This window comes from Oenococcus oeni, from assembly GCF_020510245.1.
Taxonomy (GTDB): Bacteria; Bacillota; Bacilli; order Lactobacillales; family Lactobacillaceae; genus Oenococcus; species Oenococcus oeni.
In genome coordinates, this window is the sequence record NZ_CP084701.1 from 1,811,552 (window position 1) to 1,835,075 (window position 23,524).

At 36.4% G+C, this 23,524-nt stretch carries 21 protein-coding genes, 1 tRNA gene and 1 pseudogene; 12 read left to right on the forward strand and 11 right to left on the reverse strand.

The window, feature by feature from the left end:
* Window positions 1–29: 29 nt before the first annotated feature.
* Window positions 30–2,483, reverse strand: coding sequence for a phosphoketolase family protein (locus J3U91_RS09360; RefSeq protein ID WP_002821033.1), 2,454 nt, complete (start codon window positions 2,481–2,483; stop codon window positions 30–32).
* Between the two features lie 158 nt (window positions 2,484–2,641).
* Between J3U91_RS09360 and J3U91_RS09365 the strand changes: the two genes are divergently transcribed.
* From J3U91_RS09365 to J3U91_RS09385, 5 genes are all read left to right on the forward strand, one after another.
* Window positions 2,642–3,151 (forward strand): aminoacyl-tRNA deacylase, encoded by a 510-nt coding sequence (locus tag J3U91_RS09365; protein WP_002817744.1) that lies wholly within the window; start codon window positions 2,642–2,644, stop codon window positions 3,149–3,151.
* Between the two features lie 44 nt (window positions 3,152–3,195).
* Entirely contained in the window at window positions 3,196–3,843 is a 648-nt protein-coding gene (locus J3U91_RS09370) for a hypothetical protein (protein ID WP_002820672.1), read from the forward strand.
* Window positions 3,844–4,076: 233 nt separating this feature from the next.
* Window positions 4,077–5,330 (forward strand): tyrosine--tRNA ligase, encoded by a 1,254-nt coding sequence (gene tyrS / locus J3U91_RS09375; RefSeq protein ID WP_002820673.1) that lies wholly within the window; start codon window positions 4,077–4,079, stop codon window positions 5,328–5,330.
* A 42-nt stretch (window positions 5,331–5,372) separates the two neighbouring features.
* Window positions 5,373–5,445, forward strand: a tRNA-Ala gene (locus J3U91_RS09380).
* Between the two features lie 28 nt (window positions 5,446–5,473).
* A complete protein-coding gene (locus J3U91_RS09385) occupies window positions 5,474–6,124 on the forward strand; it encodes a DUF1345 domain-containing protein (protein ID WP_002820674.1) in 651 nt (216 codons plus the stop codon).
* A 117-nt stretch (window positions 6,125–6,241) separates the two neighbouring features.
* Here the strand turns inward: J3U91_RS09385 and J3U91_RS09390 are convergent, their stop codons facing one another.
* From J3U91_RS09390 to J3U91_RS09415, 6 genes are all read right to left on the reverse strand, one after another.
* A complete protein-coding gene (locus tag J3U91_RS09390; RefSeq protein WP_002820675.1) occupies window positions 6,242–7,978 on the reverse strand; it encodes a pyruvate oxidase in 1,737 nt (578 codons plus the stop codon).
* A gap of 300 nt (window positions 7,979–8,278) precedes the next feature.
* Window positions 8,279–8,497, reverse strand: a complete 219-nt coding sequence (locus tag J3U91_RS09395; protein WP_002817749.1) for a DUF2188 domain-containing protein — start codon at window positions 8,495–8,497, stop codon at window positions 8,279–8,281.
* Between the two features lie 176 nt (window positions 8,498–8,673).
* Window positions 8,674–9,129 (reverse strand): GNAT family N-acetyltransferase, encoded by a 456-nt coding sequence (locus J3U91_RS09400; RefSeq protein WP_002820676.1) that lies wholly within the window; start codon window positions 9,127–9,129, stop codon window positions 8,674–8,676.
* An 82-nt stretch (window positions 9,130–9,211) separates the two neighbouring features.
* The gene (locus J3U91_RS09405; protein WP_002820677.1) at window positions 9,212–10,027 is read right to left on the reverse strand and encodes an undecaprenyl-diphosphate phosphatase; all 816 of its coding nucleotides are present in this window, start codon (window positions 10,025–10,027) and stop codon (window positions 9,212–9,214) included.
* A 104-nt stretch (window positions 10,028–10,131) separates the two neighbouring features.
* Window positions 10,132–10,890, reverse strand: a complete 759-nt coding sequence (locus J3U91_RS09410; protein WP_004164923.1) for an LCP family protein — start codon at window positions 10,888–10,890, stop codon at window positions 10,132–10,134.
* Entirely contained in the window at window positions 10,884–11,189 is a 306-nt protein-coding gene (locus tag J3U91_RS09415; protein WP_004164925.1) for an LCP family protein, read from the reverse strand. Before J3U91_RS09415 ends, J3U91_RS09410 begins: the two co-directional genes overlap by 7 nt.
* A 157-nt stretch (window positions 11,190–11,346) precedes the next feature.
* Between J3U91_RS09415 and J3U91_RS09420 the strand changes: the two genes are divergently transcribed.
* Window positions 11,347–12,234 carry a LysR family transcriptional regulator gene (locus J3U91_RS09420; protein WP_002820678.1) on the forward strand — a complete coding sequence of 296 codons (888 nt, stop codon included), beginning with the start codon at window positions 11,347–11,349 and terminating at the stop codon, window positions 12,232–12,234.
* 63 nt (window positions 12,235–12,297) lie between these two features.
* Here J3U91_RS09420 and J3U91_RS09425 read toward each other — a convergent pair whose 3' ends face one another.
* Both J3U91_RS09425 and J3U91_RS09430 read right to left on the reverse strand, forming a co-directional pair.
* Complete coding sequence (locus J3U91_RS09425; RefSeq protein WP_226489948.1) at window positions 12,298–13,074, reverse strand: YibE/F family protein; 777 nt, start codon at window positions 13,072–13,074, stop codon at window positions 12,298–12,300.
* Window positions 13,071–13,700, reverse strand: a pseudogene (locus J3U91_RS09430) (YibE/F family protein). Before J3U91_RS09430 ends, J3U91_RS09425 begins: the two are co-directional and overlap by 4 nt.
* Here J3U91_RS09430 and J3U91_RS09435 point away from each other — a divergent pair.
* A complete protein-coding gene (locus J3U91_RS09435; RefSeq protein ID WP_002820682.1) occupies window positions 13,690–14,460 on the forward strand; it encodes a MerR family transcriptional regulator in 771 nt (256 codons plus the stop codon). The pseudogene J3U91_RS09430 and the gene J3U91_RS09435 overlap by 11 nt on opposite strands.
* Before the next feature lie 436 nt (window positions 14,461–14,896).
* Here J3U91_RS09435 and J3U91_RS09440 read toward each other — a convergent pair whose 3' ends face one another.
* Window positions 14,897–15,706 (reverse strand): alpha/beta fold hydrolase, encoded by an 810-nt coding sequence (locus tag J3U91_RS09440; protein WP_002820683.1) that lies wholly within the window; start codon window positions 15,704–15,706, stop codon window positions 14,897–14,899.
* A 154-nt stretch (window positions 15,707–15,860) separates the two neighbouring features.
* Here J3U91_RS09440 and J3U91_RS09445 point away from each other — a divergent pair, with 154 nt between their 5' ends.
* Window positions 15,861–16,064 (forward strand): hypothetical protein, encoded by a 204-nt coding sequence (locus J3U91_RS09445; RefSeq protein WP_002826832.1) that lies wholly within the window; start codon window positions 15,861–15,863, stop codon window positions 16,062–16,064.
* A gap of 322 nt (window positions 16,065–16,386) precedes the next feature.
* Window positions 16,387–19,200, forward strand: a complete 2,814-nt coding sequence (locus J3U91_RS09450; protein ID WP_002820685.1) for a YfhO family protein — start codon at window positions 16,387–16,389, stop codon at window positions 19,198–19,200.
* A gap of 71 nt (window positions 19,201–19,271) precedes the next feature.
* Here the strand turns inward: J3U91_RS09450 and J3U91_RS09455 are convergent, their stop codons facing one another.
* Window positions 19,272–20,153, reverse strand: a complete 882-nt coding sequence (locus tag J3U91_RS09455) for an AraC family transcriptional regulator (protein ID WP_002820686.1) — start codon at window positions 20,151–20,153, stop codon at window positions 19,272–19,274.
* A gap of 120 nt (window positions 20,154–20,273) precedes the next feature.
* Here J3U91_RS09455 and J3U91_RS09460 point away from each other — a divergent pair, with 120 nt between their 5' ends.
* From J3U91_RS09460 to J3U91_RS09470, 3 genes are read left to right on the forward strand one after another with little or no spacing between them, the layout of a single operon-like run.
* Window positions 20,274–22,289, forward strand: coding sequence for a beta-galactosidase (locus J3U91_RS09460; RefSeq protein WP_002820687.1), 2,016 nt, complete (start codon window positions 20,274–20,276; stop codon window positions 22,287–22,289).
* Between the two features lie 2 nt (window positions 22,290–22,291).
* Window positions 22,292–23,353 (forward strand): MFS transporter, encoded by a 1,062-nt coding sequence (locus J3U91_RS09465; RefSeq protein ID WP_002820688.1) that lies wholly within the window; start codon window positions 22,292–22,294, stop codon window positions 23,351–23,353.
* Complete coding sequence (locus tag J3U91_RS09470; protein ID WP_079994139.1) at window positions 23,259–23,519, forward strand: MFS transporter; 261 nt, start codon at window positions 23,259–23,261, stop codon at window positions 23,517–23,519. Before J3U91_RS09465 ends, J3U91_RS09470 begins: the two co-directional genes overlap by 95 nt.
* Window positions 23,520–23,524: the final 5 nt, after the last annotated feature.

The following is a 23,524-nucleotide window of genomic DNA, read 5'->3' on the forward strand; positions in this document are numbered from 1 at the left end:
GTTTTAATTAAGTAATTCAATAAAAGTTATTACTTTAAAGCAGTCCAGTTCCAGTCAGTGAATTCTTCAATATCACGGCCTTCATTACGAGTAACTTCAAAGTGTTTATCAAGAATTTTATTCATGTCATCGATAAAGCTATCGGCTTTTTCACCATCAATAACGCCTTCGTCTTTCAATGCTGAAACGGCATCGATAGCTTGGTGGAAACGATCCAAATGAGAATAAACACGCATATCATATTGGGTAGTAATGTCACCATCTTCACGGTAACCATGAGCATGAAGATTATGATGATTGCGCTCATAGAAGATTGCTTCAATCAAATCTTCAAAGCCATGGAAGCCAAAGACAACCGGCTTACCAGCTGGAAAGAATTTATCAAATTCTTCATCAGATAGTGAACGATCATCGTTTAACGGACCAACCTTCTTCTGCAAACGACCTAATTCAACAACATTGACATAGTGGAACTTTACGTCTGGGAAGCTCTGATTGACCAACCACAAAGCGGCCAAAGTCTCAATCGTTGGTTCAGTACCAGCAGATGCGAAGGTAATATCAACATCCCCATCAGGAGAAGTAGAAGCCCAGTCGACAATACCAAGACCATTGTTAACCAGTTTCTCAGCTTCTTCAGCAGTAAACCACTGTTGACGAGGTTGTTTAGAAGCAACAATATGATTAATCTTTTGACGATCAACCAATGCACGAGAAGCAACGGCTAATAATTCATTACCATCAGCCGGTAAGTACTGACGAATATAATTTTGTTTCTTCTCGGCTAAATTAGTCAACATTCCAGGATCCTGGTGAGTATAACCGTTATGATCTTGTTGGAAGACAGTCGAGGTGGAAATTAAGTTCAATGATTGGTACTTATTACGCCATGGTTCGGCATCGGCTTGGCGAATCCACTTGAAGTATTCATTAATCATTGAATCAACAACGCGCAAGAATGATTCATAAGAAGCAAACATGCCGACACGGCCAGTCAAGGTATAGCCTTCCAGCCATCCCTCAGCTTCATGTTCAGAAAGTTGAGAATCAATAATCCGACCTTCAGGCGCCAACAAAGCATCATTAGGGAATTTAATCTTGCTCATCCACTGACGAGGTGTCTTATCAAAGAGTTTCCAAAGACGGTTAGACATCGTTTCATCAGGTCCAAAGAAACGGAAACGAGTTGGATTTAGTTTAGCAACGCCAGCCAAGAACCCAGACAAGGTAACCATATCCATGTTCATGTTAGCATCCTTCATTTCGGTTCCACGATTCTCAGGAGTAACACCAGTTGAATATTCCTTCCAATCAGGAAGCTTCAAATCAGAATTATCAACACCAGCATTAGCCAGTGGATTTGCAGCCATTCTCTTGCTGCCCTTAGGAGCAATTGCAGAAATCTCGGCTTTCAAAGAACCATCTTCATTAAACAGTTCTTCAGGCTTGTAAGAATTCATCCACTCTTCGAATTGTGGCAATTCTTCCATGTGCTCTGCCGAGAAATTCAATGGAACTTGGTGAGCACGGAAACTATTTTCAATAGGATTACCATCCTCATCAAACTTTGGACCGCCCCAACCCTTTGGCAAACGAGCAATAATAACCGGCCATGCAGGAATTGTGCCATCTTGATATTTGTTGTTTTCGCGAGCATCTTTTTGGATTTGTTTAATATCTTCGATCGCTTGATCAAAAAGCTTTGCAGCCTTCTTGTGATAAGTCATAAAATCATGAATCTCATCATTTTCAAGGAAGCGAGGAGACCAGCCAAGTCCTTCAAAGAACTTGGCAATCTGTTCATCACTCATACGGCTAAAGATTGTTGGGTTGGAAATCTTCCAACCATTCAAATCAAGAATAGGAAGGACAGCACCATCGGTCTTAGGGTTGATAAACTTGATACCGTGCCAAGCTGTCATAGCTGGACCGGTTTCAGCTTCACCATCACCAACCGTAACGAAACCAACTTGGTCAGGATTATCAAGAATAGCTCCGATACCGTGGGAAAGTGAATAGCCTAGTTCGCCACCTTCATGGAGTGATCCAGGAGTTTGAGCGGTAGCGTGAGATCCGATTCCACCAGGAAATGAAAAGCGCTTGAATAACTTGGACATACCCTTAAGATCTTGAGTAATTTCAGGATAATCCTCAGTATAAGAACCATCAAGGTATGAATTAGTAACCATAACTTGGCCACCATGACCAGGTCCTTCGACATAAAAAGCATTCAAACCATACTTATTGATGAGACGGTTTTCATGGGCATAAATGAATGTCTGTCCTGAAATCGTACCCCAGTGTCCAATTGGCTTGAACTTGACGTCTTCCGACTTTAAAGGAGTCTTTGTAATACTAAAGAGCGGATTGTTCTTTAGGAAAATCATTCCGCCTGACAAGTAGTTGGTTGCACGCCACCACTTATCGACGAGTTCTAGATATTCAGTTGAATCATAATCAACTGCAGGTGCATTAACTGCCATGTATTTAATATCTCCTATAATCTTTTTGTTCTAAAGCACGTGTTTTAGACGCACCCTAACATGATCCATTATACAGCAAAGATTTAGCCGGTTAAGACCGTAAAAACCCTTAGTATAACTGATAACGCTTACATTTAATAAAGAATTAAAATCTAATTATGAGCAAAAGAACAAAGATTAAAAAAACACAAGTTGAACAACTTTTGGATAAAAATAAGATTCCTTACCAATCATTAGAACTTAATGTTTTAAATCAAAGCAGCACAGAAATTAAAAAAAATTTGTCAAAGGCGGGTATCCCCCGAGAGTCTTTGATTTATAAAACGCTGGCCTCAAATGGTGACAAAAGCGGCCCGGTGATTGCCGTTTTACCAGTCACAAAACATTTGGACGAGAAAAAACTGGCAGCTGTTTCCGGAAACAAGCGTACAGAAATGATTCCCTTAAAAGAACTGCAAAAAACGACTGGATACATTCATGGGGCAAACAATCCTGTCGGTATCTGGCATAATCATCATGGTAAGTTTCCAATATATTTCGACAAAACGTCCTTAAGCGATGAATTGATTTATGTTTCTGCCGGAGAACTGAACAGAAGCGATTTAATTAATGCAAAACAGGTTGCCGAACTAATCGGTGCTTCCTTTGCCGATTTGTTAGCCGATTGAATTTGATAAACTTTTTTCAACAAACAATTGAATATTTCCTTATTATGTTGGGAATTGCTATTTTAATTCCAGCTTTTTTCGCTTGGCTGATTTCCTATTTAATTAATCGCGCCGGTTCGGAAATTATCAGTCGCTTTGGCACTGGTTTTTACTTATTTATAAGTTCAATCGGCGTAATCGTTCATGAATTATCTCATTTGCTTTTAGCTTTGTTTTTTGGTCATCATATTGAAAATTTTCATTTATTACAAGTCCCGAAAAATGGTCAGGTTGGTTTTGTCACTCATTCATCAAATCCAAAAAATCTTTGGCAGGCCTTTGGCAACTTATTAATTGGATTTGCACCTATGATCGGGAATTCCCTGGCAATTTATTATTTGACTCTATGGCTGCAACCGGAAATTTTTTCCTTTAGAGTCACATTCAACTGGAGCCTGCTTGTTTGGTTTTTGATTAGTTTTTCTCTGGCCTTGGGAATCGGATTGTCTCACGAAGATTTTCAAAACTCGCTTCAAGGACTGTGGCCTGCTTTATTAATTCTTTTAATCCTTGCTTTTCTGTTCGAGATAATAAATAAGATTTCAATTAATCAACTACTATCCTTCTCTGAAAAAGAAACAACTCTCTTTGGCTTGGCGTTGATAATCGCTCTGACCGAATTAATAATTGCAAAGATTATTAGCGCAATTTGAACTTGTTTGTTATAATTTAAGCAATCTCGGCTGATAGTAGTGGATTGGCGGTCACACAGAAAGTTGGTGGAGCTGAAAACCAACCCAGAAAATTCATGAATTACACAGCAAACTTTGAGATCCGTCTCGATAATTAAGTTGGTGTTTTCCTTGAAAACACAATCCGGGTGGTACCGCGGAGAAATTCGTCCCGATTATATCGAGGCGTTTTTTATTGTTTAGGAGCAAATAATATGGATATTATTGAAGATTTGAAATGGCGTGGCTCGATAAAACAAACGACAGACGAAAGTGGTTTAGCCAACTTATTAAAACATAAAAAAATCAGTTTATACGTTGGCGTCGATCCAACCGCCAAATCAATTCACATAGGAAACTTAATTCCGCTCACAATTTTAAAACGTTTCCAAAATGCTGGTCATCGTCCCGTGATAGTCGTTGGAGGCGGAACCGGAATGATCGGAGATCCCTCAGGAAAAGCATCAGAAAGAAAACTTTTGCCAAAAGATGTTTTTGATGAGAACGTTAGCCGAATTACAAAACAAATGACCCGCCTATTCGGCAAAGATGGCTTCGAAATTGTGAATAATTACGATTGGCTTTCGAAACTGGATTTAATCAGTTTCTTACGTGACTATGGAAAACTCTTTTCAATTAACGTTATGCTTAAACGCGATGTGGTCGCCTCACGTTTACAGGCAGGCATTAGCTTTACCGAATTTACTTATCAAATTTTACAAGCAATTGATTTTTATACTCTGTTCAAAGAAAAAGCTGTCCAATTGCAGGTTGGCGGAGCCGACCAATACGGAAATATTTCCAGCGGTGTTGAATTAATTCATAAATTAGTTGGTCCGGACACCGAGGCTTTTGGTTTAACAGTTCCGTTGTTGTTGAAATCGGATGGTACAAAATTCGGAAAATCAGCCGGTGGAGCTATTTGGCTTGATCCGGAATTTTTATCGCCATATGAGTTTTATCAATTTTTCTATAATCAGACGGATGCCGATGTGGTTAAATTACTGAAAATTTTCACTTTTCTGAACCGCGAAGAAATTGAAGAATTGGCCGATAAAGTTAAAAACGAGCCGGAGAAACGAGAAGCCCAGAGACGTTTAGCCGAGGAAGTAACAAAATTTGTTCATGGCCAAACAGCCGTCGAAGAAGCAGAAAAGATTTCTAGAATTCTATTTAATGGAGACGTTGAAAACTTGACAGCTTCACAGGTTGCCGTTGCATTTTCAGGAGTTCCAACAATCGAAGTCGCAGATCAAAAAACAGATGTAGTTGAATTATTAGTGAAGGACAAAGTAATCGAGAAATCTCGCCGCCAAGCCCGCGAGGATTTAAAGAACGGTGCAATCACAATTAATGGCGAGAAAATTTCTAATGTTAATGGGGTAATCGATCCAACAGAAAAATTCGACGGTAGATTCATCATCATTCGTCGTGGCAAGAAAAAATACTTTTTGGCTAAAGTGCAATAAAATAAAGTTATTAGTAATGACAAGATTTATTTCTTGTCTTTCGGGCGTTTAGCTCAGTTGGGAGAGCGCTGCCTTCGCATGGCAGAGGTCACGGGTTCGAATCCCGTAATGTCCAGAATGGTATAAAGGAAGAATCCAAATTTATGGATCATAAAAGCCAGAAAAAAGTTATTCAAAGAAAAAGAAGTCGTTTCATACTCTCATTTGTCCTGGGATTATTTATCTGTATTTTTGCAAAATTTTGGTTCAATTGGGAAATATCTTTATTGATTGCTTGGGACAGTGGAGCTTTAATTTTAATTGCTTTAATTTATTTAGCATTCCAGCCGGATGATGGTCAACATACTAAACAAATCACTTTAAAAGAAGGAGTTCGTTACCCAATTTTAGATATCTTGATTATCGTCGCCTGCTTGGCCAGTTTAGTTATCGGGATTATTATTTTTACCTATAGTAAAGGAAATCCCATTGAAATTATTTTTTGTATTGTCAGCATTTTCTGTTCTTGGAATTTGATACATATTCTATATGCAGTCCATTATTCAGAAATGTATTACAAGAAAAATATCGGTAAAAAAGAGGGCGGAGTCGATTTTAATAACAAGGAGCTGCCTAATTTTTGGGATTTTATTTACCTGCCTTATACCATTGGCATGACTTATCAGGTCTCAGACACTAACTTTTCAACAACCGAATTTCGAAAGGTAGCATTGGGCCAAGCTTTAATTTCCTTTTTGTTTAGTACGGTCCTTATTTCCACAATGGTTAATTCCCTAGCCAGCATAATGCGATAACACATTTTAAAATTAATTAGCCATGATATAAAATCATCAATTAAAGTAGAAAATCATAATTCTGAATATATAAAAAACGAGTTCCCGAAGAACCCGTTTTGTAGTCGAAAATTATTTTCAGAAAAACTGTCTCAGAATATCTTTGAATGGCGGCAATTCTGGAATCTTCCAATAATTTTCTAAGTATTCCTGACCAAATTTAGCAAAACCTTTTGCCTCGTCAAGTACGATTTTCCCAGGTAATGGTGCGTTATCTTCTACATACGCATTAATCAAGACCGGTTTGTCCTTGGTTTGGTAAGCCTGATCAAGGGCTTCCTTAAATTTATCATTGCTTTTTACTGTAATACCAATTCCGCCGGCTGCCTGAGCGAATTTTCCGAAATCGATATCTGCGAGATTTATTTCGTAATTGAGTTGTCCAGCAGATTGCTGTTCATATTCTATAAATGCCAATTTTTGGTTATTAATAATTACAAAAATAATTGGAAGTTTGTACTTAACAGCTGTGACAAAGTCCTGCATGACCATTGAAAATGCACCATCGCCAATTAGCGACAAAACTCTTCTTTTCGGAAATACTATCTGACCAGCTATCGCTCCTGGAAGACCACATCCCATCGTTCCCAACCAAGCCGAGATAGCGAACTTTTGGTTCCTTTTCACATGCAAAAATCGTGCAGCCCAAGAAGTCGAAGTGCCAACATCTATTGAATAAACTAAGTCATCAGGAGCAGTTTGATCGATATAGGCTACCATACTTTCTGGAGAAATCGGAGTAGTATCAAGTTCTCTCTTTTCTTGCATCCATTTGTTCCAGTTATCCATATTCTTTTGGCAGGCTTGCAAAAAGCTTTTATTATCACGCAAAACTCCTTTTTTATTGAGAGCGTGAACCACATCGTAAACATCGGCTTGGATTGCCGTCGTAACGCTATATCTCTTACCAAGATTTTCAGCTTTTAAATCTACTTGGATACATTTTGCCTGGCCCTTATTTGGCAAGTATGGTAGATAAGGATAATTGCTTCCTAACAAAATCAATAAGTCGGCGTTTTTCATCGCTTCATAGGCCGGTTTCGTTCCTAGCTTACCGACGTTGCCCAAGGAATTTGGATGATCATCGGAAATTGTGCCCTTAGCCGGAAGAGTTTGCACAAATGGAATATTATTTTTTTCTAGAAAGGAAGTAACTTCTTCTCCGGATTCTTTAGCCCCCAACCCAATTAAGGCAATTGGCTTCTGAGAATTTTTTATTAGTTCCGAAGCCTTGTTAATCTGCTCCTCGTTTATTGATGGCTTAGCTAAAGAGAAAGCTTTAGCAGAGGAATGATAAATTGTTTTTAACTCTTGATCAGGTATATCATCAGGGATAGTTAGAACCGCAACTCCTTTGTTTTCGTAAGCACTCCGAATAGCTTGATCCACAATCTCAGCTAGGTTATCTACTGATGAAATCGTGCGGTTAAAGACAGCAACATCATCAAACAATTTAGGAGTATTAACCTCTTGGAAATATCCTTCATTTAACGACTGAGAAGTTACTTGACCGAGCAAAGCCAAGACAGGAACATGATCCATTTTGGCATCGTACAGACCATTTAGCAGATGAATAGCACCAGGCCCACCGATTGATAAGCAAACACCTATCTTTCCAGTATACTTTGCGCTGGCAGAAGCAGCTAATGATGCCACTTCTTCGTGCCTAACTTGAATAAACTTAATTTTATCTTTTTGTCTTCTTAAAGCATCGACGGTTGTATCTACGGAATCTCCAGGAAGACCGTAGACTTCTTTGATCCCCCAATCAGTTAATACGTTAACCAACAGATCCGAACCTTTTTTACTAGTCATATAAATTCCCCCTTCGAAATGATTAGAATTAAGAAATCTTTAAGACTATTCTAAGTCAGAAAAAATTTTTAAAGTTATAAACTGAACTATTGAACTTTAACTGCTTCTGTATCAGGTATATTTTTATAAAATGGAAGTACACTATTAAAAATGACAATTTAGAATTTTAAAAGTGAATAAAATTCAACAACAAAAAAGCGAAAACATTTCTTTCAACTATTTTTCACTGTTATCGCTAATGTTTGTTAAAAAATATAATATCCAAATAAATCAAAAAAACGAAAAAAATATTTTATCTTTTTACTCTTGATCCCGTTTGCTTTTTAAAAACGGGTTCTCTTCTTTGCCTTTATGGTGGTCACGATACCATTTTTCCGCTTGTTCGGTGGCAATCGAAATGGCTCTTTGATCACTATATTTTTCTTCCTTTAAAGCATTGGCTATCTCGATAGCCTTATCGCGAACAACTTTCTTCATATTTTTCATTGAAACCGGGTAATCTTTTTCATTCCAAGGCATGATATTATTCCCTTTCGTTTAGAAAATCAGAAAATTATTAAATTAGGTTCTCTATATATTATGAATCATTTTGAAAATCTTTTCATAAGGTCTGAAAAAATTACCCGTTAAAAAATATAAAAAAACGATTTCCAATAAATCGCCTCATCATCTTAAATGTTAAATTTTTGACCAGTTTATTTTTTTGTTTCGCAAACCAGTGACAACGAGTGAGGGTCGGTTACCGATGTAAAACCGTTTTTAAAATAGAAATGCTCGGCCGGCGTGTCTTTATTTGTTTCCAAAATTATATTTTCAACTCCGATTTTATGCATCGCACGTTTAATTTCTTTTAAAAAGTCGGAACCAAAACCTTGATGTTGATGATCCGAGGATATGAAAAAATTATCCAGTTGATACTCAACTCCTTTATACCAAGGTTTAACGAATCCCAAAGCAACGCCCACCAGCTCATTATCGTCTTTATATAAATAACAACGATTGGTATTCATTTGGAGCAAATGAATAATGTAATTGCTGATATCGTCATATTTATTATCTTCATGCCAGGGATATTGAGAAAATACCTTAATATATAATTTCGTGACCACATCGACATCATTAACACTTAATTGGCAAAATTTTGAAACCATTTTTTATTCCTTTGTTGATTGCAATGCAATTATAATTTACACCAACATCGGCAAACTGAAAATCAGTAATTAATTAAGCGAATTAAATTGCCTTGGAGGCGAGAACTCCAATACCGATAACAATACAGTAAATCGCAAAAGGAAGCATCGTATTATTTTTCTTATGATTAAACCAATGCATTAATATATATATACTCAGAAAAGCTGCTAATCCAGCAACAATTCCCCCAATTAAAGACAAACTCAAAAGTCCGGGAACATGATTTTTGATCAGTTTTGGAATTTCCAAAGTGGCTGCACCAGCAACCATTGGTGTGGACAATAACATAGAAAATCTGGCAGATTCCTCATTTGAAAGTCCCATCCAAAAACCAGCGGTTATACTTGATCCGGAACGAGAAAATCCCGGAATCAATGCTAGAGACTGAAAACATCCGATGACAAGTGCCTGCCAACCCTTTAAATCTTCGATACTTTTATTCCCTCTTTTTTTAGTTTGTTCTCCAAAGAAAAGTAGCAAACCATTAAATATCAAAAAAATCGAGGCAACGATGACATCACTGAAAGCATTAGTAATTGTTTGTTCAAAAATTGCCCCTAAAATAATTGCCGGGATCGTTCCGATAACAATTAAAGCAAGATTCCTTTTCGAAGTTTTTTTATTGAATAACGACTTAAGTATCTTTTTCCAATCTTTGCGAAAATAAACAATTAAGGATATTGTTGTTCCAATATGCATCATCACCACAAATTCCAGAAAATTTGTTTTCAAAAAAAATGGACTAAGTTTCCAGCCGAATAGATAGGGTATGATCACCGAATGGGCCACACTACTAATCGGAAATAGTTCGGATACGCCCTGTCCGATTGCTAAAATTATTGCTTGAAAAAAATTCATAATTAAATTAAATCCTTAAAAAAATAATTAAAAACAGGAAACAGCCTGCCAAAACAATTGCTTATCTTTCTTAAAATAGCCGTATAAAAGAAAGAACTAAAAAATCATTGTCCCAAAATATCGGTGACATCCTCCGGAACATTTATTTCCTGAGTTTTTCCCATTAGAGACGAACCAGTAGTTGCCTTGGACAGACCCAGACTTCTTCTGATGATATTAGTGCCTCGCTGTTGATTTGTTTTGGAAACAACCTGGAATGATACCCCGTCTTCCCAATCGGATGTTCCATAGATTGAATAAGACTTTATATGCTCTTTTGCTTTTTTGTAATTTTTGGCTATTAGCAAAAGGTCGTTAAGCGTTAAATTAGTCTTGACATTCTTGGAAAGCGATTCAAAAAATGAGTTACTGAGAAAAATAGTTGGATTTTTAGCTTTATTCAACAAAGCCTGCATTACCAACCTTTGCCTCAACATTCTACCATAATCTCCCAAAGGGTCATCATAACGCATACGGGCAAAAGCTAGGGCCGCATTGCCAAACATCGTCTTATGTTTCGTCCAATCAACACCATTAGTCGTGTGATAATAACTCGTCGAACCCTTAATAAATTTATAAAGATCGTTTCCGGTATCATGTGCTGTATAGGGATTATAGGCAAATGATAAAGGAGATTTGACTTTTACTCCGCCAACTTTGTCAACCATTTTAATCAGGCCACCCATATTAACCAAGGCAACAAAATTAATCGGCACATTTAAATATTTAGAGATGTCGTTAACCGTTTGGTTCAAGTCTGTAAAAGTATAGACAGCATTGATTTTTTGAGGGAAAGTATCTTCCAGACCGGGGATGGCTACCATTGTGTCTCTTGGAATCGATACCATCGTAGTAGTCTTTTTTTTGGATTTACCGTTACAATCATAAGTGTATCGGTTCGTCCCTTATCTGTGCGTCCTAAATCGCCCGTATCCGTCCCCAGTAACAGAACAGAAAAAGGTTTCTTGGAACTCAAAGTACTGTTGTTTTTGACTGATTTGCTTTTATCGCCGATACTTATGTTTGTTTTTTTTAATAGACCGGAAAGGCTTAAATATTTGTAGCCAACAAAAATCAGTAAGATAAAGATAACAAACAATGAAATTTTTCTTATTTTATGCATTTTGTTCCCCCTTTTTTTAATTTAAAAATCAATGAAATATCAAACAGTACATTCATTAGAGCTTTTGTTTAAAAAAATAATTGACAGATATATAATGCGTTTAAATATTTTTTCTAAATCGATCAATCATCAACATGAAAGATTAAGGTGCATTCCTATGAATTTAAAACAATTAAGATACTTCGTTACAATTTGTGAAGAAGGGCAAATTACTGCTGCTGCCAAACGTCTCCACATTAAACAACCACTATTGAGTTATGAGATAAAACAATTAGAACTGGAATTAGAAACAAGTTTGTTTATAAGAGGCCCTCGAGGAATTTCTCTGACGGATGCTGGTAAAGTACTAAAACCTTACGCCGAACAAATAACAGAACTGTCGGATGTCGCCAAAACGAAAGTTAAGTATCTCGATAAAGGAATTTCTGGTTCGCTCTCAATTGGCAGTATTTCTTCTTCAATAAACAAACTACCGAATCAAAGATTATTAAAACTTAAAAAATATTATCCTAATATCGCTATCAATGTCATCGAAGGGAATACCTACAAACTTTTAGGCTACTTGGAAAAGGGCCTGATCGATTTGGCGATCCTGAGAACGCCTTTTTCCAGTAAGGGAGTAATCGGATATTATTTCGACAAGGAACCGATGGTTGCAGTTTCCGCAAAGAACAATCAAAAAGATACTGTCGGCTTACCGGATAAATATTTAAAAATTGACGATTTATCGAATAAACCACTGATAATCTATCGCATATTTAAAGAATTAATTGAAAATACTTTCAGAAATCTTGGTTTTAATCCTTTGATAGTGGTTCGTTGCGATGATGCAAGAACTGCCCTCGATGGGGCAAAAGTTGGTTTCGGTACTGCAATTGTTCCAAAATCGGCCATTCTCCAAGTCGAAAACGAAGGAGAAAAGGACATCGAATTCAGAGAAATTAAAGAGAAAGCTCTGGAAACCCAATTAGCGATTATGTGGAGAAGAGATGACTCCTTCAATCCATTAACGGAAAATTTTTTAAAAATGTTCATAGGAAAGTAATTTTATAAACAGTTCGTTCTATTTTTTTACATAATGATCCAAAAAACAGCTTAATAAAATTGTCTAAGAACTGTCGAAGCCTTCGCCCTTAAGGTTTTTAATATAAATTTTCTCGAAGATTTTTTTCGATATAGATATAAACGCGATTGAAGAAATTAAGCTGAAAGTTATCTGCGTAATTTCAAAACAAATAATTTTGGAATTAAGAATGCTCGAAATATTATATTTGAAATCGTTTAAAAAAATTAAATAAGAAATATTCCCTGCCACAAAAGAGAAGATCAGTGTATTAATATTGATACCAAGAATTTTTTCAGAAATATTTTTTTCCAGTTGCTTTAACAAAGAAAGCTTGTTTGTCTGAAGATCTCTATCGACCTCTTCTAATGACACTATGTAACTAATGCCGATATCAAGAGATATGCAAACGGAAAGAAACATAATAATAATCGTGGTGAGCTTGTAATAGTTAAGGTCAAACTTAAAAGAATATCCGTCTAAATATTGGAGCATCAAGGGATCGAAACCTTGAACCTGGAATATATGTTCGTTGATCTTTAAAATTAAAAAACAAATTGGATAAACAACCAAAGAAGAATACAAAATAGTTTTCGAAGCAATTTTATCCAGTTTATTGACAAAAATGAGTGAAAAAACTAGAAATAAAATACCAATAATTCCAAAAAAATAGATGCCATTCTTATAAGCCATCAAGACGATTAAAAAAATTGTGATGGCAATAACCGAAAAAGCATAAAGCAGAAAAGAAAATGCTCTTTTTCGAAAAACAAAAAGAGATGCTAGAATTACGAAAATAAATAAAACCAAGTCGGTACTCATAACTTTGGCCTACTGCTTTCTTTATTTAAACCAAATTTTGCATGAAAATAAATTGTGATTGGTACCGTTAAAAGCATTGCCAATATGGAGCTGATAGTCTCTGTAATCGCCATACTGAGGTTAACCGAGACAGAATAATTTACACTATTGTTGTTTTCCAGATATAGAACCAGCGACGGTACGCTCATTACCGCATATGAAATAAATAACGTAACTGACATTGTTGATATTGTTTTATAGGCAACATTGGTTACGCCTTCTTGTCTAAACAAATGTTCCTTGGAGAACTCTTTTTAACTAAAAATATATGTTGAAATAGTGGTTGATGTTTCTATCACACCAGCTGATACACCCAACAAAATTTGCGAATAAAGAATTTCGGAAACCGGCCGGGACAAAAAAGAAATCGATTGTAAAAACAAGCCTTTTTCGTTAGTCGATATAATAGTGAAAAAAATCAAGGATAAACTAATAAGGATCGTCACAATCGATACAGAGAAATCCGAAATAAATTTTTGATTAATTCCATCAATGAAAAATAACGATACAAAAATGAAAAACAATGTCATAATCGACGACGCAAAACTCAAACTCAAACTTGGATAAGCCGAACAAATGACGACCATTAATACAAGAAGCGATCCATTGACGAAGAAAGGCAAAATCGATTTAATAGAGCTGGCATATGATAAAAAAGGTCTGTTAAGAGCTCGACGAGATTCAGACAACAATTATCGTTACTACGATGAAACTGAAGTCGATCAATTACAGAGGATTATGTTTCTAAGATTATTCGATTTGCCGTTAGACCAAATTAAGAAAATCTTGGATAAATCTGAAGCGGAACAATATCAAGCCTTAAGTAATCAGCGCCAACATATCATTGTCGAACGAGACCGTTTATCATCTTTACTTGTTAATTTAGATAAAACACTTGCAACTATGAAAGGAGCATCAAAAATGAAAGATACGGAAAAATTTGCAGCCTTTAAGACAAAAACAATTAATGATAATGAAACACAATACGGTAAAGAAATTCGTAAAAAATATAGTAATTCAACAATTGATAATTCCAATCAAAAATTTAATTCCTTATCAGAAATCGACATGACACACTTACAAGAACTGAAAAATCAGATTTTAGCAGCACTTAAATCATTAGTGGGAACGCAGAATTTAGATCAGCCAGCCGCAAAGCAACTTTTTGAACTGCACAAAGAATTTTTGCTTATGACTTGGCCAAAGGAACAGTATTCACCCGAGGCCCATAAGGGCTTGGCTGCCATGTATGTTTCTGATCCTCGTTTTACGAAATATTATGAAGAAGGCACCGGAGAAAAAGATGCGGCCGAAACGTTAAAAGCCATAATTGATTATTATGCTTAATTGGCTTTAAAAAAATAGATAATTCCATTTTATTGGAACTGATGGCATAGAAAACAGAACTTTAATGCAATCCTTTAAACCCTGCAAAAAAAATTACCGTTATGATCCTCGTCTTATTACTGATAAAACAAGCTTTAAAAACAGCATTGAACAAAGGACTCTAACAGTCGGAAACTATACAATCCTTAAGTTGGCGCGTAGCCGAAAAGGCAATCAAGCAATTCTATACGAATATAACGAAAACTATTGGTTGACAACGAATATTGTGAAATGTTAATTCTAATTGAATAAAGAAATAAAGACCACTTAGGAATATCTAAGTGGCCTTTTCATTAATTACCACAGTCAAAAAAACTTTCAAGTCGTGTCGTGCTCATAAATTATTTATTTCTCTCGACGATTTCCAACACCGGATTTTGAGACTCCAAATTAAAAGCTAATTGTTTGAGTTCAGCTCATCGAGAAATAAATCAAAATGAAAACCAACTGCTTCGCGTTGATCAATCATTAAATTATGACCAGTTCTGTTTAGGAGGACGATTTCACCATTCTCGTTATGATTAATTAATTTCAATTGTTCCTGGTAACCGACTACTTGATCGTTTCTACCGACCATAATTTTAAATGGAAACTGGTAGTTAATATTTTTAAGCTTTTCTTCAAAAGTAAAGGAATAATTATTTTGAAGTTGGTCTATAAAAGTCTTATCTTCTTTTTGAAGTCCTGGAATGATTAAATTTTGATAGTCATGCCAGGCTTGGTTATTAATAATCACGTTCATACTCAAGAAATCAGCAAAATATTCCTTATTTTCTACAGGATTAATATCCTCCTCTAAAATATTAATGTGTTTCCCGGTTAGTCTTTTAGAATGATCGGCTGTAATTACAGGATAGGTCAGAAACACTCCCAATGTTTGATCCTTCAAATGAAAAGCAATCGCTTGAGCCAAGTATCCGCCATATGAATGCCCATACAAAATAAACCTTCTGGCTCCAATAATTTCTTCAATTGCTTCAATGAGAGTTTCTAAAACATTATCGCTAGTGCTTGGAGAAATCGGATCACTGTTTCCCATCCCCGGCAAATCCAAATAAATTCTCTGATACTGACCAACATTTGATAATGGTTCAAAAAACAGACAGGTAGATTGTTTGTCCAATGATAGACCATGTAAAAAGATAATCGGCGTTCCACTTCCAATCGAAAAATAGCTTATATTTGACCTTGTAAGATACTCTTTCATTAAGAAGAACTCCTTTTTTTCTTTTGTTTGCAAAGGCTAGTTATCTCTAAAGCAGGTATTTTTGGCAAGATTGGATAATCAATCCGGATGATATTTATAGTTGGATCGTTTTTTTGAATTAAACAGATTAGACATAAAAATATATAATACAAACATGAAAAAAACGAATAAAAAAGAACTTCTGAAAAGTTTTGCCTACAGCCTATTCGGATTAATATTAACACCTTTAATTGCTTCTTTTTGTATTGAAAAACTTAAGCTCAGTTTACCGCTTTCGATTATTGTGGCCCTATTAATCGTCTTTTTAATTGCTCTTTTAGTCCCCAGACAGTCCAATCGTGACAACAAGAACAGATAAAACCGTAAAAAACTTCAATCAAAAAAATAATTCAAAGCAATAAAAAATGTCAAAGATCCACAAGTTGCTCCTCATTAAGTCATAAAATTGATTTATACCAACTCTTATTTATTTGAAGCTGGTCTTAAAGAGAAGTTAAAAGATTACATAATTTTTTACTTCAGGCCTTATATTTAACGCTGTCTTTAGTGCTTTTGTTTAAGAAACACTAAAATATATCAGATATCAGTATCTTAAAAGAAAGTAATAATCTATTTCTATTAAAAAAGAAAAAATTTTACGCGCCGCGCGTAACTCAAAGAGATTTTTTAAGGGTGTTTATGTGATTTACACCATTCTTTTTGTTCTTCTGATAATTGCGATTTTTGCCGGAACGGCTTTGACTAAAAGCAGTTTGATTTGGAATGCAGACGGCATCTCCCAACATTATCCCGCCCTTGTTTATTGGAGAAAAATCCTAAGAGCATGGATTTTCTATCATCGTTCCCTTCCTTCTTGGAACTGGCACATCGGATTGGGCCAGGGGACCATCCAAACTTTCTCCTACTATAATTTGGGAGACATATTTACGTATCCGTCAATTTTCGTTTCCCAAGCCCATTTGGGAATTTATTACTCGATAATGATTTTGGTAAGGCTCTACTTTGTCGGCTTCAGTTTTCTCTGGGCAGCAAAACGTTTTATACCAACTGCCAAGAAAAATTCTTTGCTTATTGCTTCATTTACTTACATATTCACCGGCTACAGCGCATATGCGATCTTCACTCATCCATTTTTTTTAAATCCGTTAATTATTTTGCCGCTCCTGGCCTATGGATTATATGAATGCCTCTTAAAAAACAAGGGTTGGCTCCTAGCTCTAGCGGTTGCCTGGACAATCTTCAATAATTTTTACTTTGCTGTCTTGTTGGCTTTTGGTACGTTTGTCTTCTGGCTTTCTTTATTGCTTTCCAACAAGCGTTTCAGAGTCGTAAAAAATAATACTAAAATGGTTATCAGCGTTTTAATCGGGCTTCTTTCCGGTTCAATTCTTTTTCTGCCGAGCTTTCTGCAATTATTAAATTCATCCAGAACAAAAGTCCCTTTTGCAAACGGTTTATCTTTTTACCCGCTTAAATATTACTTGTCGCTGCCTGGCGTTCTTTTAACCGATCAAAATACTTCTTATTGGTTTAAAGGCGGATTCTTAGCCATTAGTGTTATTGCAGCACTGTGGACCGTTCGGCGTTTTAAGAAATATAAAAGCTTAGGCTATGTTCTGATTTTTTCTTCTTTAATCTTATTGAGTCCTATCTTTGCAGCAATCATTAACGATGGCACTTCGCCAAATAATCGCTGGTCCTTTATGCTCTCGCTTCCATTAGCCTTGGCAACAATCGTTTTTTTGGAAAATCTTGATTCGGTCGACAAAAAGGATCTGCACATCCTCGCCATCTTGGGTTTTGTTATTGCCATTAGTCTATTTATCAAAGCCGGTTTTGCTTTCAAACTAGTGAGTGTACTCGCTTTTTATGCCGGATCGATATTGTTAATTTGTCTAATAAAAGGAAATAAAAACAATTTAATATCTCAAAAATCAATTGATATCTGGCTAATACTGCTAACTCTTTTAAACGCATTTATGATTGTAGAAAACCTTCGTTCCTCTGACCTTAACCCAAAAGAAACTACATTAATTAATTACGCAACTCTCAAACAGCTCACCAAAGAACAAAAAAATTATCAAAAATATATCAACAAGAAAAATGGTTCTCGTTCTTTAATCGACGATCAACTAAAAAATGTCCAAGGAATTTCTCCTGCCGACAATTTATCGATCATCTCCCCAGCTGGGAACATTAATAGTTATTGGTCGCTTCAAAATAAATATTTAGGAGAATTGAATCAACAGCTTGAAAACAATACCAGCGATCCCAATGACGTCGTAAGCACGATCGATCATCGTTCGCTGTTGATGCGTTATTTTGGCGTCTCGGTTTTCTTTAAAAACACCAGTGATCAACTAGCTCCATCGGAATATATCAATACCGGTGAATTGGTTAACGGGCAAACTGTTTATCAAGCAAAATCAACCGTTCCTTTAATCTATCAATCCTCTGGAACGATCAGTAAAAGTAATTTTTCCAAATTAGCTCCAAGCCAAAAAGAAGTTGCCTTGATTAACAATCAAGTAGAGGACAGTGGTAATACCATAAAAAAGAAGAACTCTACTGACACCCAACTGTTGTCCAAAACGTTTTCTCTGCCGCTTTCTTTGGATGGAAAAAAATTCGCAACAAAACAAAAAATTACAAACAAGGATCCACTGATTAAGCCAGCTGTATCATTCAAAATACCAAAAAAATTACTAAACAAAAAATATGAGTTACATTTGCAAATAGACAGTATTAACTATTCGAGCGGCACATTCAAAGAAAGATATTCGACAGCCGTTAATAAATATACTCTTAGTCATAAACAGCTGATCTTACGGACTCCAAAACAATTTAATGATGATCTCAGATTCAATACTGTCTTATTTAAAATGAACTGGCTTAAAAATAACTTTGGCAGTTTGGGAAATAGCAATGAAGGATTTTCCATTGATGCATACTATAACGGCAAAAGCAACAGCTTCTACCAAGTCGGAGAAAACGATCTTTCCTTTTATACTCCAAGAACAAAAACAACGCTTAATCTCGGACGAATAAAAACCAGTTCGAAAAATAAGTTTGTTACTTTAAAACTTCCACTAGTCGGAGAATATTCATTCAAAGTCAGTTTATGGGCTGTTCCGACCGGGAAGACAACCGATCGGGCAATTTCGGCAGATAAAAGTGTCAGCAATCTTGTTTTAAAAAAAGACAGCGTAAGTTTTACTTTCAAGGCACCAAAAACCGAAATTTTAAGCACGACAATTCCCTATTCGAAGGGCTGGAAAATAAACAAGAGCAAAAAAGATCTGCCAAGAATTAATACGGCTTTTATAGGAATACCGGTTAAAAAAGGTTTTAACAAAGTAGTTTTGTCCTACAAGACACCTTATTTATCTTTAGGTATGATTCTAACTATCATTGGCTTGTTAAGTTTGATTCTGCTTGCGTTTTTCGATTTTTTTAAGATTAAAGCAAAAAGAATTATCAAAAGAAGCAACTAAAAAATTTGAACTTGCTTATCCTAAATTCTACTTGCGCGAATTAGGATATAAGGACCTGGTCCCTTTATTCGTTACCGATACTTTTTTGGGGAAACACCTGTCCATCTCTTGAATTGACGACTGAAATGAGTTGAATCGGAGTATCCCAGTACAAGTGCGATTTCGTCGATATTATATTGCGGTTTAGCCAACATTTGTTGGGCCCATTTTAATTTCAGTTTTGACAAATAATCGCAGGGCGAAAGACAATACACAGAACGAAAAACTCTGTTGCCGTAGCCAACGCTGATTCCGGTTGCCTCCATTATATGTTTGATTGTCGGCATTTCCGGTACCTGTATTTTTTGATTATCCGGGCCATTCAAAAAACGTGTAGCAAAATATAAGACGTGATCATTAAATTCATTTTTGATCATTTCGGATATTGTTTTTGCATATTTTGATTGACTGGAGCCAATTACAGTGGGCTGTTTATTAATCAGACTGTTAAATTTCAACAGCATTTTCGATAAATAAATTTGCAGATTCATTTTGTCCTCAAAAGAATAGACCTTAGAGGAAATCATTTTATTCATGTCTTCAATAATCGGGGTAATTTCTTGGTTTACTGAAGAATCTTTAGGAAAATAAATCGGTGAGTTTTGGATTAAACCGACCACAAAACTTGGATCATCAATATCAAAATGAAAACAGAAATAAGTTAGGTTTTTTAACGCTGAAACCGTATGAATAAATCCTGGTGGAATCAACACGAAATCCCCACTGTTTAGAAGATAACTATCATGCTCAAAATTAACAATTTCTTGCCCGTTAACAACAAATATCAGTTCGAATGCTTGATGCTTATTCAAAGGTACGATCCAAGTATCATCAACTTTTTGAGAATGTCCGCCAAAAAAATTCAAATTCCAATCCAACACCGGTAAACGATGAGCATTTTTTAGAATATTCATTTTTTCCCCTTTAAAAGTTCGATTAGGGTCCTTTTGCCAAATATTATGGCATTTATAAAAAATATTTCTAATTTAAAATTATAGTAGTAAGCGCTTACTAAAACAAGACAAAGGAGTGATATGGATAAGATTTTATACGGAACTGCTTACTATTATGAGTATTTGCCAACTGATAGATTAGCTAAAGACATCGAAATGATGAAAAAAGCACATTTAAATATTGTTCGGATTGGCGAGAGCACCTGGGGTACTTATGAAAAACAGTCCGGAGTATTTGATTTTTCACCACTGGATAAAGTCCTCGACGCTATGGGCAAAGCAGGTATAAGCGTCATTGTTGGTACTCCAACATACGCCATCCCGACTTGGTTGGCTCGGGAACATCCTGAAATTATGGTTCAACAAAAAGAAGAACGTCTTCCGTATGGTGCCAGACAAATAATGGATATTACGAGTCCCGCCTATCTTTTTTATGGAGAACGAATTATTCGAAAAATGCTGGAGCATATTAATGAACACCCAGCAATTATCGGCTACCAAGTTGATAATGAAACAAAGTCTTATGGTACATCGAGCTCAAATGTTCAGGCAGGGTTTGTTAAATATATTAAAAAAGAATTCAACAACGATATAGAAAAATTCAACCGTGAATTTGGTCTCGATTATTGGAGCAACCGTATAAATAGCTGGGAAGATTTCCCATCTATGGACGGGACCATTAATGGATCATTGGGAACGGAATTTGCTAAATATCAGAGGCAACTTGTGACTGATTATCTTAAGTGGCAAGTAAATATCGTTAACGAATATAAGAAAAGCAAGCAGTTCGTAACACATAATTTTGATTTTGAATGGCGTGATTACTCATATGGAATTCAACCGGATGTGAATCATTTCGATGCAGCGGAAACACTCGACTTCGTCGGAACGGATATTTATCATCCATCGCAATCAAAACTTACAGGTACAGAGATATCCTTTGCCGGAGATTTAATCAGAAGTATTAAGCACAAAAGTTATCTCGTTTTAGAAACTCAAGCTCAAGCTTTTAAAGACAGGGTACCTTACCCCGGCCAGTTACGTCTATCAGCCTATAGCCATATTGCTTCCGGTGCAAACATGATCGAATACTGGCATTGGCACTCAACTCACAATTCCTTTGAAACTTACTGGAAAGGAATCCTGAGCCATGATTCCCAATCCAATCCGATTTATGAAGAAATCCAAAAAACCGGTAGCGAACTTGAAAATATTTCTTCCTCGCTTGTTAATTTAAACATCCATGCAGATGTTTGTATCTTGGTTTCCAATCAATCACTAACTGCAATTAATTGGTTTCCATTTTCCGAAAACAAAAACTACAACGATATTTTTCGTCGTTTGTATGATCCGTTTTATAAATTAAATATCAGAACAGATATCAGTGACGAAAATCATATTAAACCAAGCGATTATAAATTAATTGTCGTTCCATCTCTGTATAGCGTCAGCGATAAGGTTTTGGAAAAGTTAAACGATTATGTCGAAAATGGCGGACACGTTATTTATATGTTCAAATCCGGTTTTACCGACGAACATGTTAAGGTCCGGACATCGATTCAACCGGCAATTATCGAAAAAACAGCCGGAGTCCATTACGAATTGTTTGTTACTCCAGACGATCTGGATGCCAAATTAAAACCATCGCTTGAGGGACCAATCTCCAGTGATGACAACTTGCATCTCGACGATTGGATGGAACTGCTTATTCCTGATTCTGCAAAAACCTTGGCTAATTACGATCATCCTGTTTGGAAAAAATATGCGGCCATCACCGAAAATAACTACGGCAAAGGCCAAGTTGTCTATATCGGCTGCTTACCATCCGAAAACGTCATCAACGATTTAATAAAGGATCAAGCCGAGCAGCTGCATCTTACAAATAAAAATTCGCCAAAGTACCCAATTGTTGTGAAAACGGCAAAAAATATAAAAAATGAAAATCTAACTTTTTATTTAAATTATTCCGACAAAAAACAAATTTTGCCTTCGCAAATTAGTAAAGTCGACATTTTCACAAATCAAGTTGGAAAAAATTTTGAAAGCATTCCTCCTTGGGGTGTAAAAATTTTTAAGAACAAGGAAAAAGAGGTTTGAAAATGAATAACATCGAAATCAAAATCAGTAAAACAAGTCGTATCCGTTTCTCAATTAGTTTCTTTATTTTCGCACTTTTATGGATGAGCGGACTTGAAATTGTTGCGGCTGTTCTGCTGCCGCAACATTTAACGAATCTGATGGGAGCGACTGCAGCAACTGCGCTTTTCGGTATTCTTAATGCTGTAACCGCCGCAGCATCGCTGATAGCCAATCTTATGTTCGGAAACTTTTCCGATCGAACCCGTTCCGTCTTTGGCCGCCGTACGCCGTGGATTGTTGGCGGCATCTCTTTGCTGCTAATGGGTGTTTTGAATAATTCATGGGCAATCGGTATCAGTTACTGTATTTGTATGTTTGGTCTAAACATGATGATCGCTCCAGTGATTGCTACTTTATCCGACCGTATACCAAATGACATGCGGGGAACTATGTCAGCCTTCATGTCGGCCGGAACAACTGTTGGTGCTTCTCTTGGTACTTTGATCGGTGCCCGCTTTATCAGTATTCAAATTCCCGGGTTTATCACTGCCGGTGTCCTAATGGGTGTTGCTGGGATCTTTACGGTTATTGTTTGGCCAAAAGAAAAATCATCCAAAGATATGCCGCCGGTTAAAAAGGGCTTCGGAGATATTCTGGCCTCCTTCCGTCCGCCGGTTAAGGGTGCTCGGGACTTCTGGCTGGCTTTCGTTGGCCGCAGTCTTCTGCTTTTTAGTTATTATATGATTCTTAATTATCAGCTATATATTTTGGAAAACTATATTGGACAGGGCAAAGAAGCGGCTGCGGCGACAATTTCGGTCATGTCTGTAATTACAATGATTGTTGGTTTAATCGGTTCAATCGGTTCCGGGGCAATTTCTGATTGGATTGGCCGTCGTAAACTTCCTGTAATTGTCGCTTCAATCCTGCTTGCGGTCGGTTACTTCCTTCCCTGGATTATGAAATCTGCTTCTTCAATGATGCTGTTTGTTCGGTTTTGCCGGTCTTGGTTACGCTGTTTACGGCGCAGTCGATCAGGCGCTAAACGTCGATGTTCTGCCGTCCAAAGAAGAAGCCGGTAAAGATCTTGGAATTTTAAACATCGCCACTACCCTTGGCCAGATGGTTGGACCAATCGTGACCAGCGTCCTTGTTATAGCCGGCGGATATAATCTGGTCTTCCCAACCGCAATTGCGTTTGCCATTGTTGCCTGCATCTTTATTCAGCTCATTCGCTCAACCAAATAAAATTT

Coding starts and splice junctions, on each gene's coding strand:
- J3U91_RS09360 (WP_002821033.1), bottom strand. CDS start 2,483: ATGGCAGTTAATGCACCTGCAGTTGATTATGATTCAACTGAATATCTA.
- J3U91_RS09365 (WP_002817744.1), top strand. CDS start 2,642: ATGAGCAAAAGAACAAAGATTAAAAAAACACAAGTTGAACAACTTTTG.
- J3U91_RS09370 (WP_002820672.1), top strand. CDS start 3,196: ATGTTGGGAATTGCTATTTTAATTCCAGCTTTTTTCGCTTGGCTGATT.
- tyrS (WP_002820673.1), top strand. CDS start 4,077: ATGGATATTATTGAAGATTTGAAATGGCGTGGCTCGATAAAACAAACG.
- J3U91_RS09385 (WP_002820674.1), top strand. CDS start 5,474: ATGGATCATAAAAGCCAGAAAAAAGTTATTCAAAGAAAAAGAAGTCGT.
- J3U91_RS09390 (WP_002820675.1), bottom strand. CDS start 7,978: ATGACTAGTAAAAAAGGTTCGGATCTGTTGGTTAACGTATTAACTGAT.
- J3U91_RS09395 (WP_002817749.1), bottom strand. CDS start 8,497: ATGCCTTGGAATGAAAAAGATTACCCGGTTTCAATGAAAAATATGAAG.
- J3U91_RS09400 (WP_002820676.1), bottom strand. CDS start 9,129: ATGGTTTCAAAATTTTGCCAATTAAGTGTTAATGATGTCGATGTGGTC.
- J3U91_RS09405 (WP_002820677.1), bottom strand. CDS start 10,027: ATGAATTTTTTTCAAGCAATAATTTTAGCAATCGGACAGGGCGTATCC.
- J3U91_RS09410 (WP_004164923.1), bottom strand. CDS start 10,890: ATGGTAGCCATCCCCGGTCTGGAAGATACTTTCCCTCAAAAAATCAAT.
- J3U91_RS09415 (WP_004164925.1), bottom strand. CDS start 11,189: ATGCATAAAATAAGAAAAATTTCATTGTTTGTTATCTTTATCTTACTG.
- J3U91_RS09420 (WP_002820678.1), top strand. CDS start 11,347: ATGAATTTAAAACAATTAAGATACTTCGTTACAATTTGTGAAGAAGGG.
- J3U91_RS09425 (WP_226489948.1), bottom strand. CDS start 13,074: ATGAGTACCGACTTGGTTTTATTTATTTTCGTAATTCTAGCATCTCTT.
- J3U91_RS09435 (WP_002820682.1), top strand. CDS start 13,690: ATGACGACCATTAATACAAGAAGCGATCCATTGACGAAGAAAGGCAAA.
- J3U91_RS09440 (WP_002820683.1), bottom strand. CDS start 15,706: ATGAAAGAGTATCTTACAAGGTCAAATATAAGCTATTTTTCGATTGGA.
- J3U91_RS09445 (WP_002826832.1), top strand. CDS start 15,861: ATGAAAAAAACGAATAAAAAAGAACTTCTGAAAAGTTTTGCCTACAGC.
- J3U91_RS09455 (WP_002820686.1), bottom strand. CDS start 20,153: ATGAATATTCTAAAAAATGCTCATCGTTTACCGGTGTTGGATTGGAAT.
- J3U91_RS09460 (WP_002820687.1), top strand. CDS start 20,274: ATGGATAAGATTTTATACGGAACTGCTTACTATTATGAGTATTTGCCA.
- J3U91_RS09465 (WP_002820688.1), top strand. CDS start 22,292: ATGAATAACATCGAAATCAAAATCAGTAAAACAAGTCGTATCCGTTTC.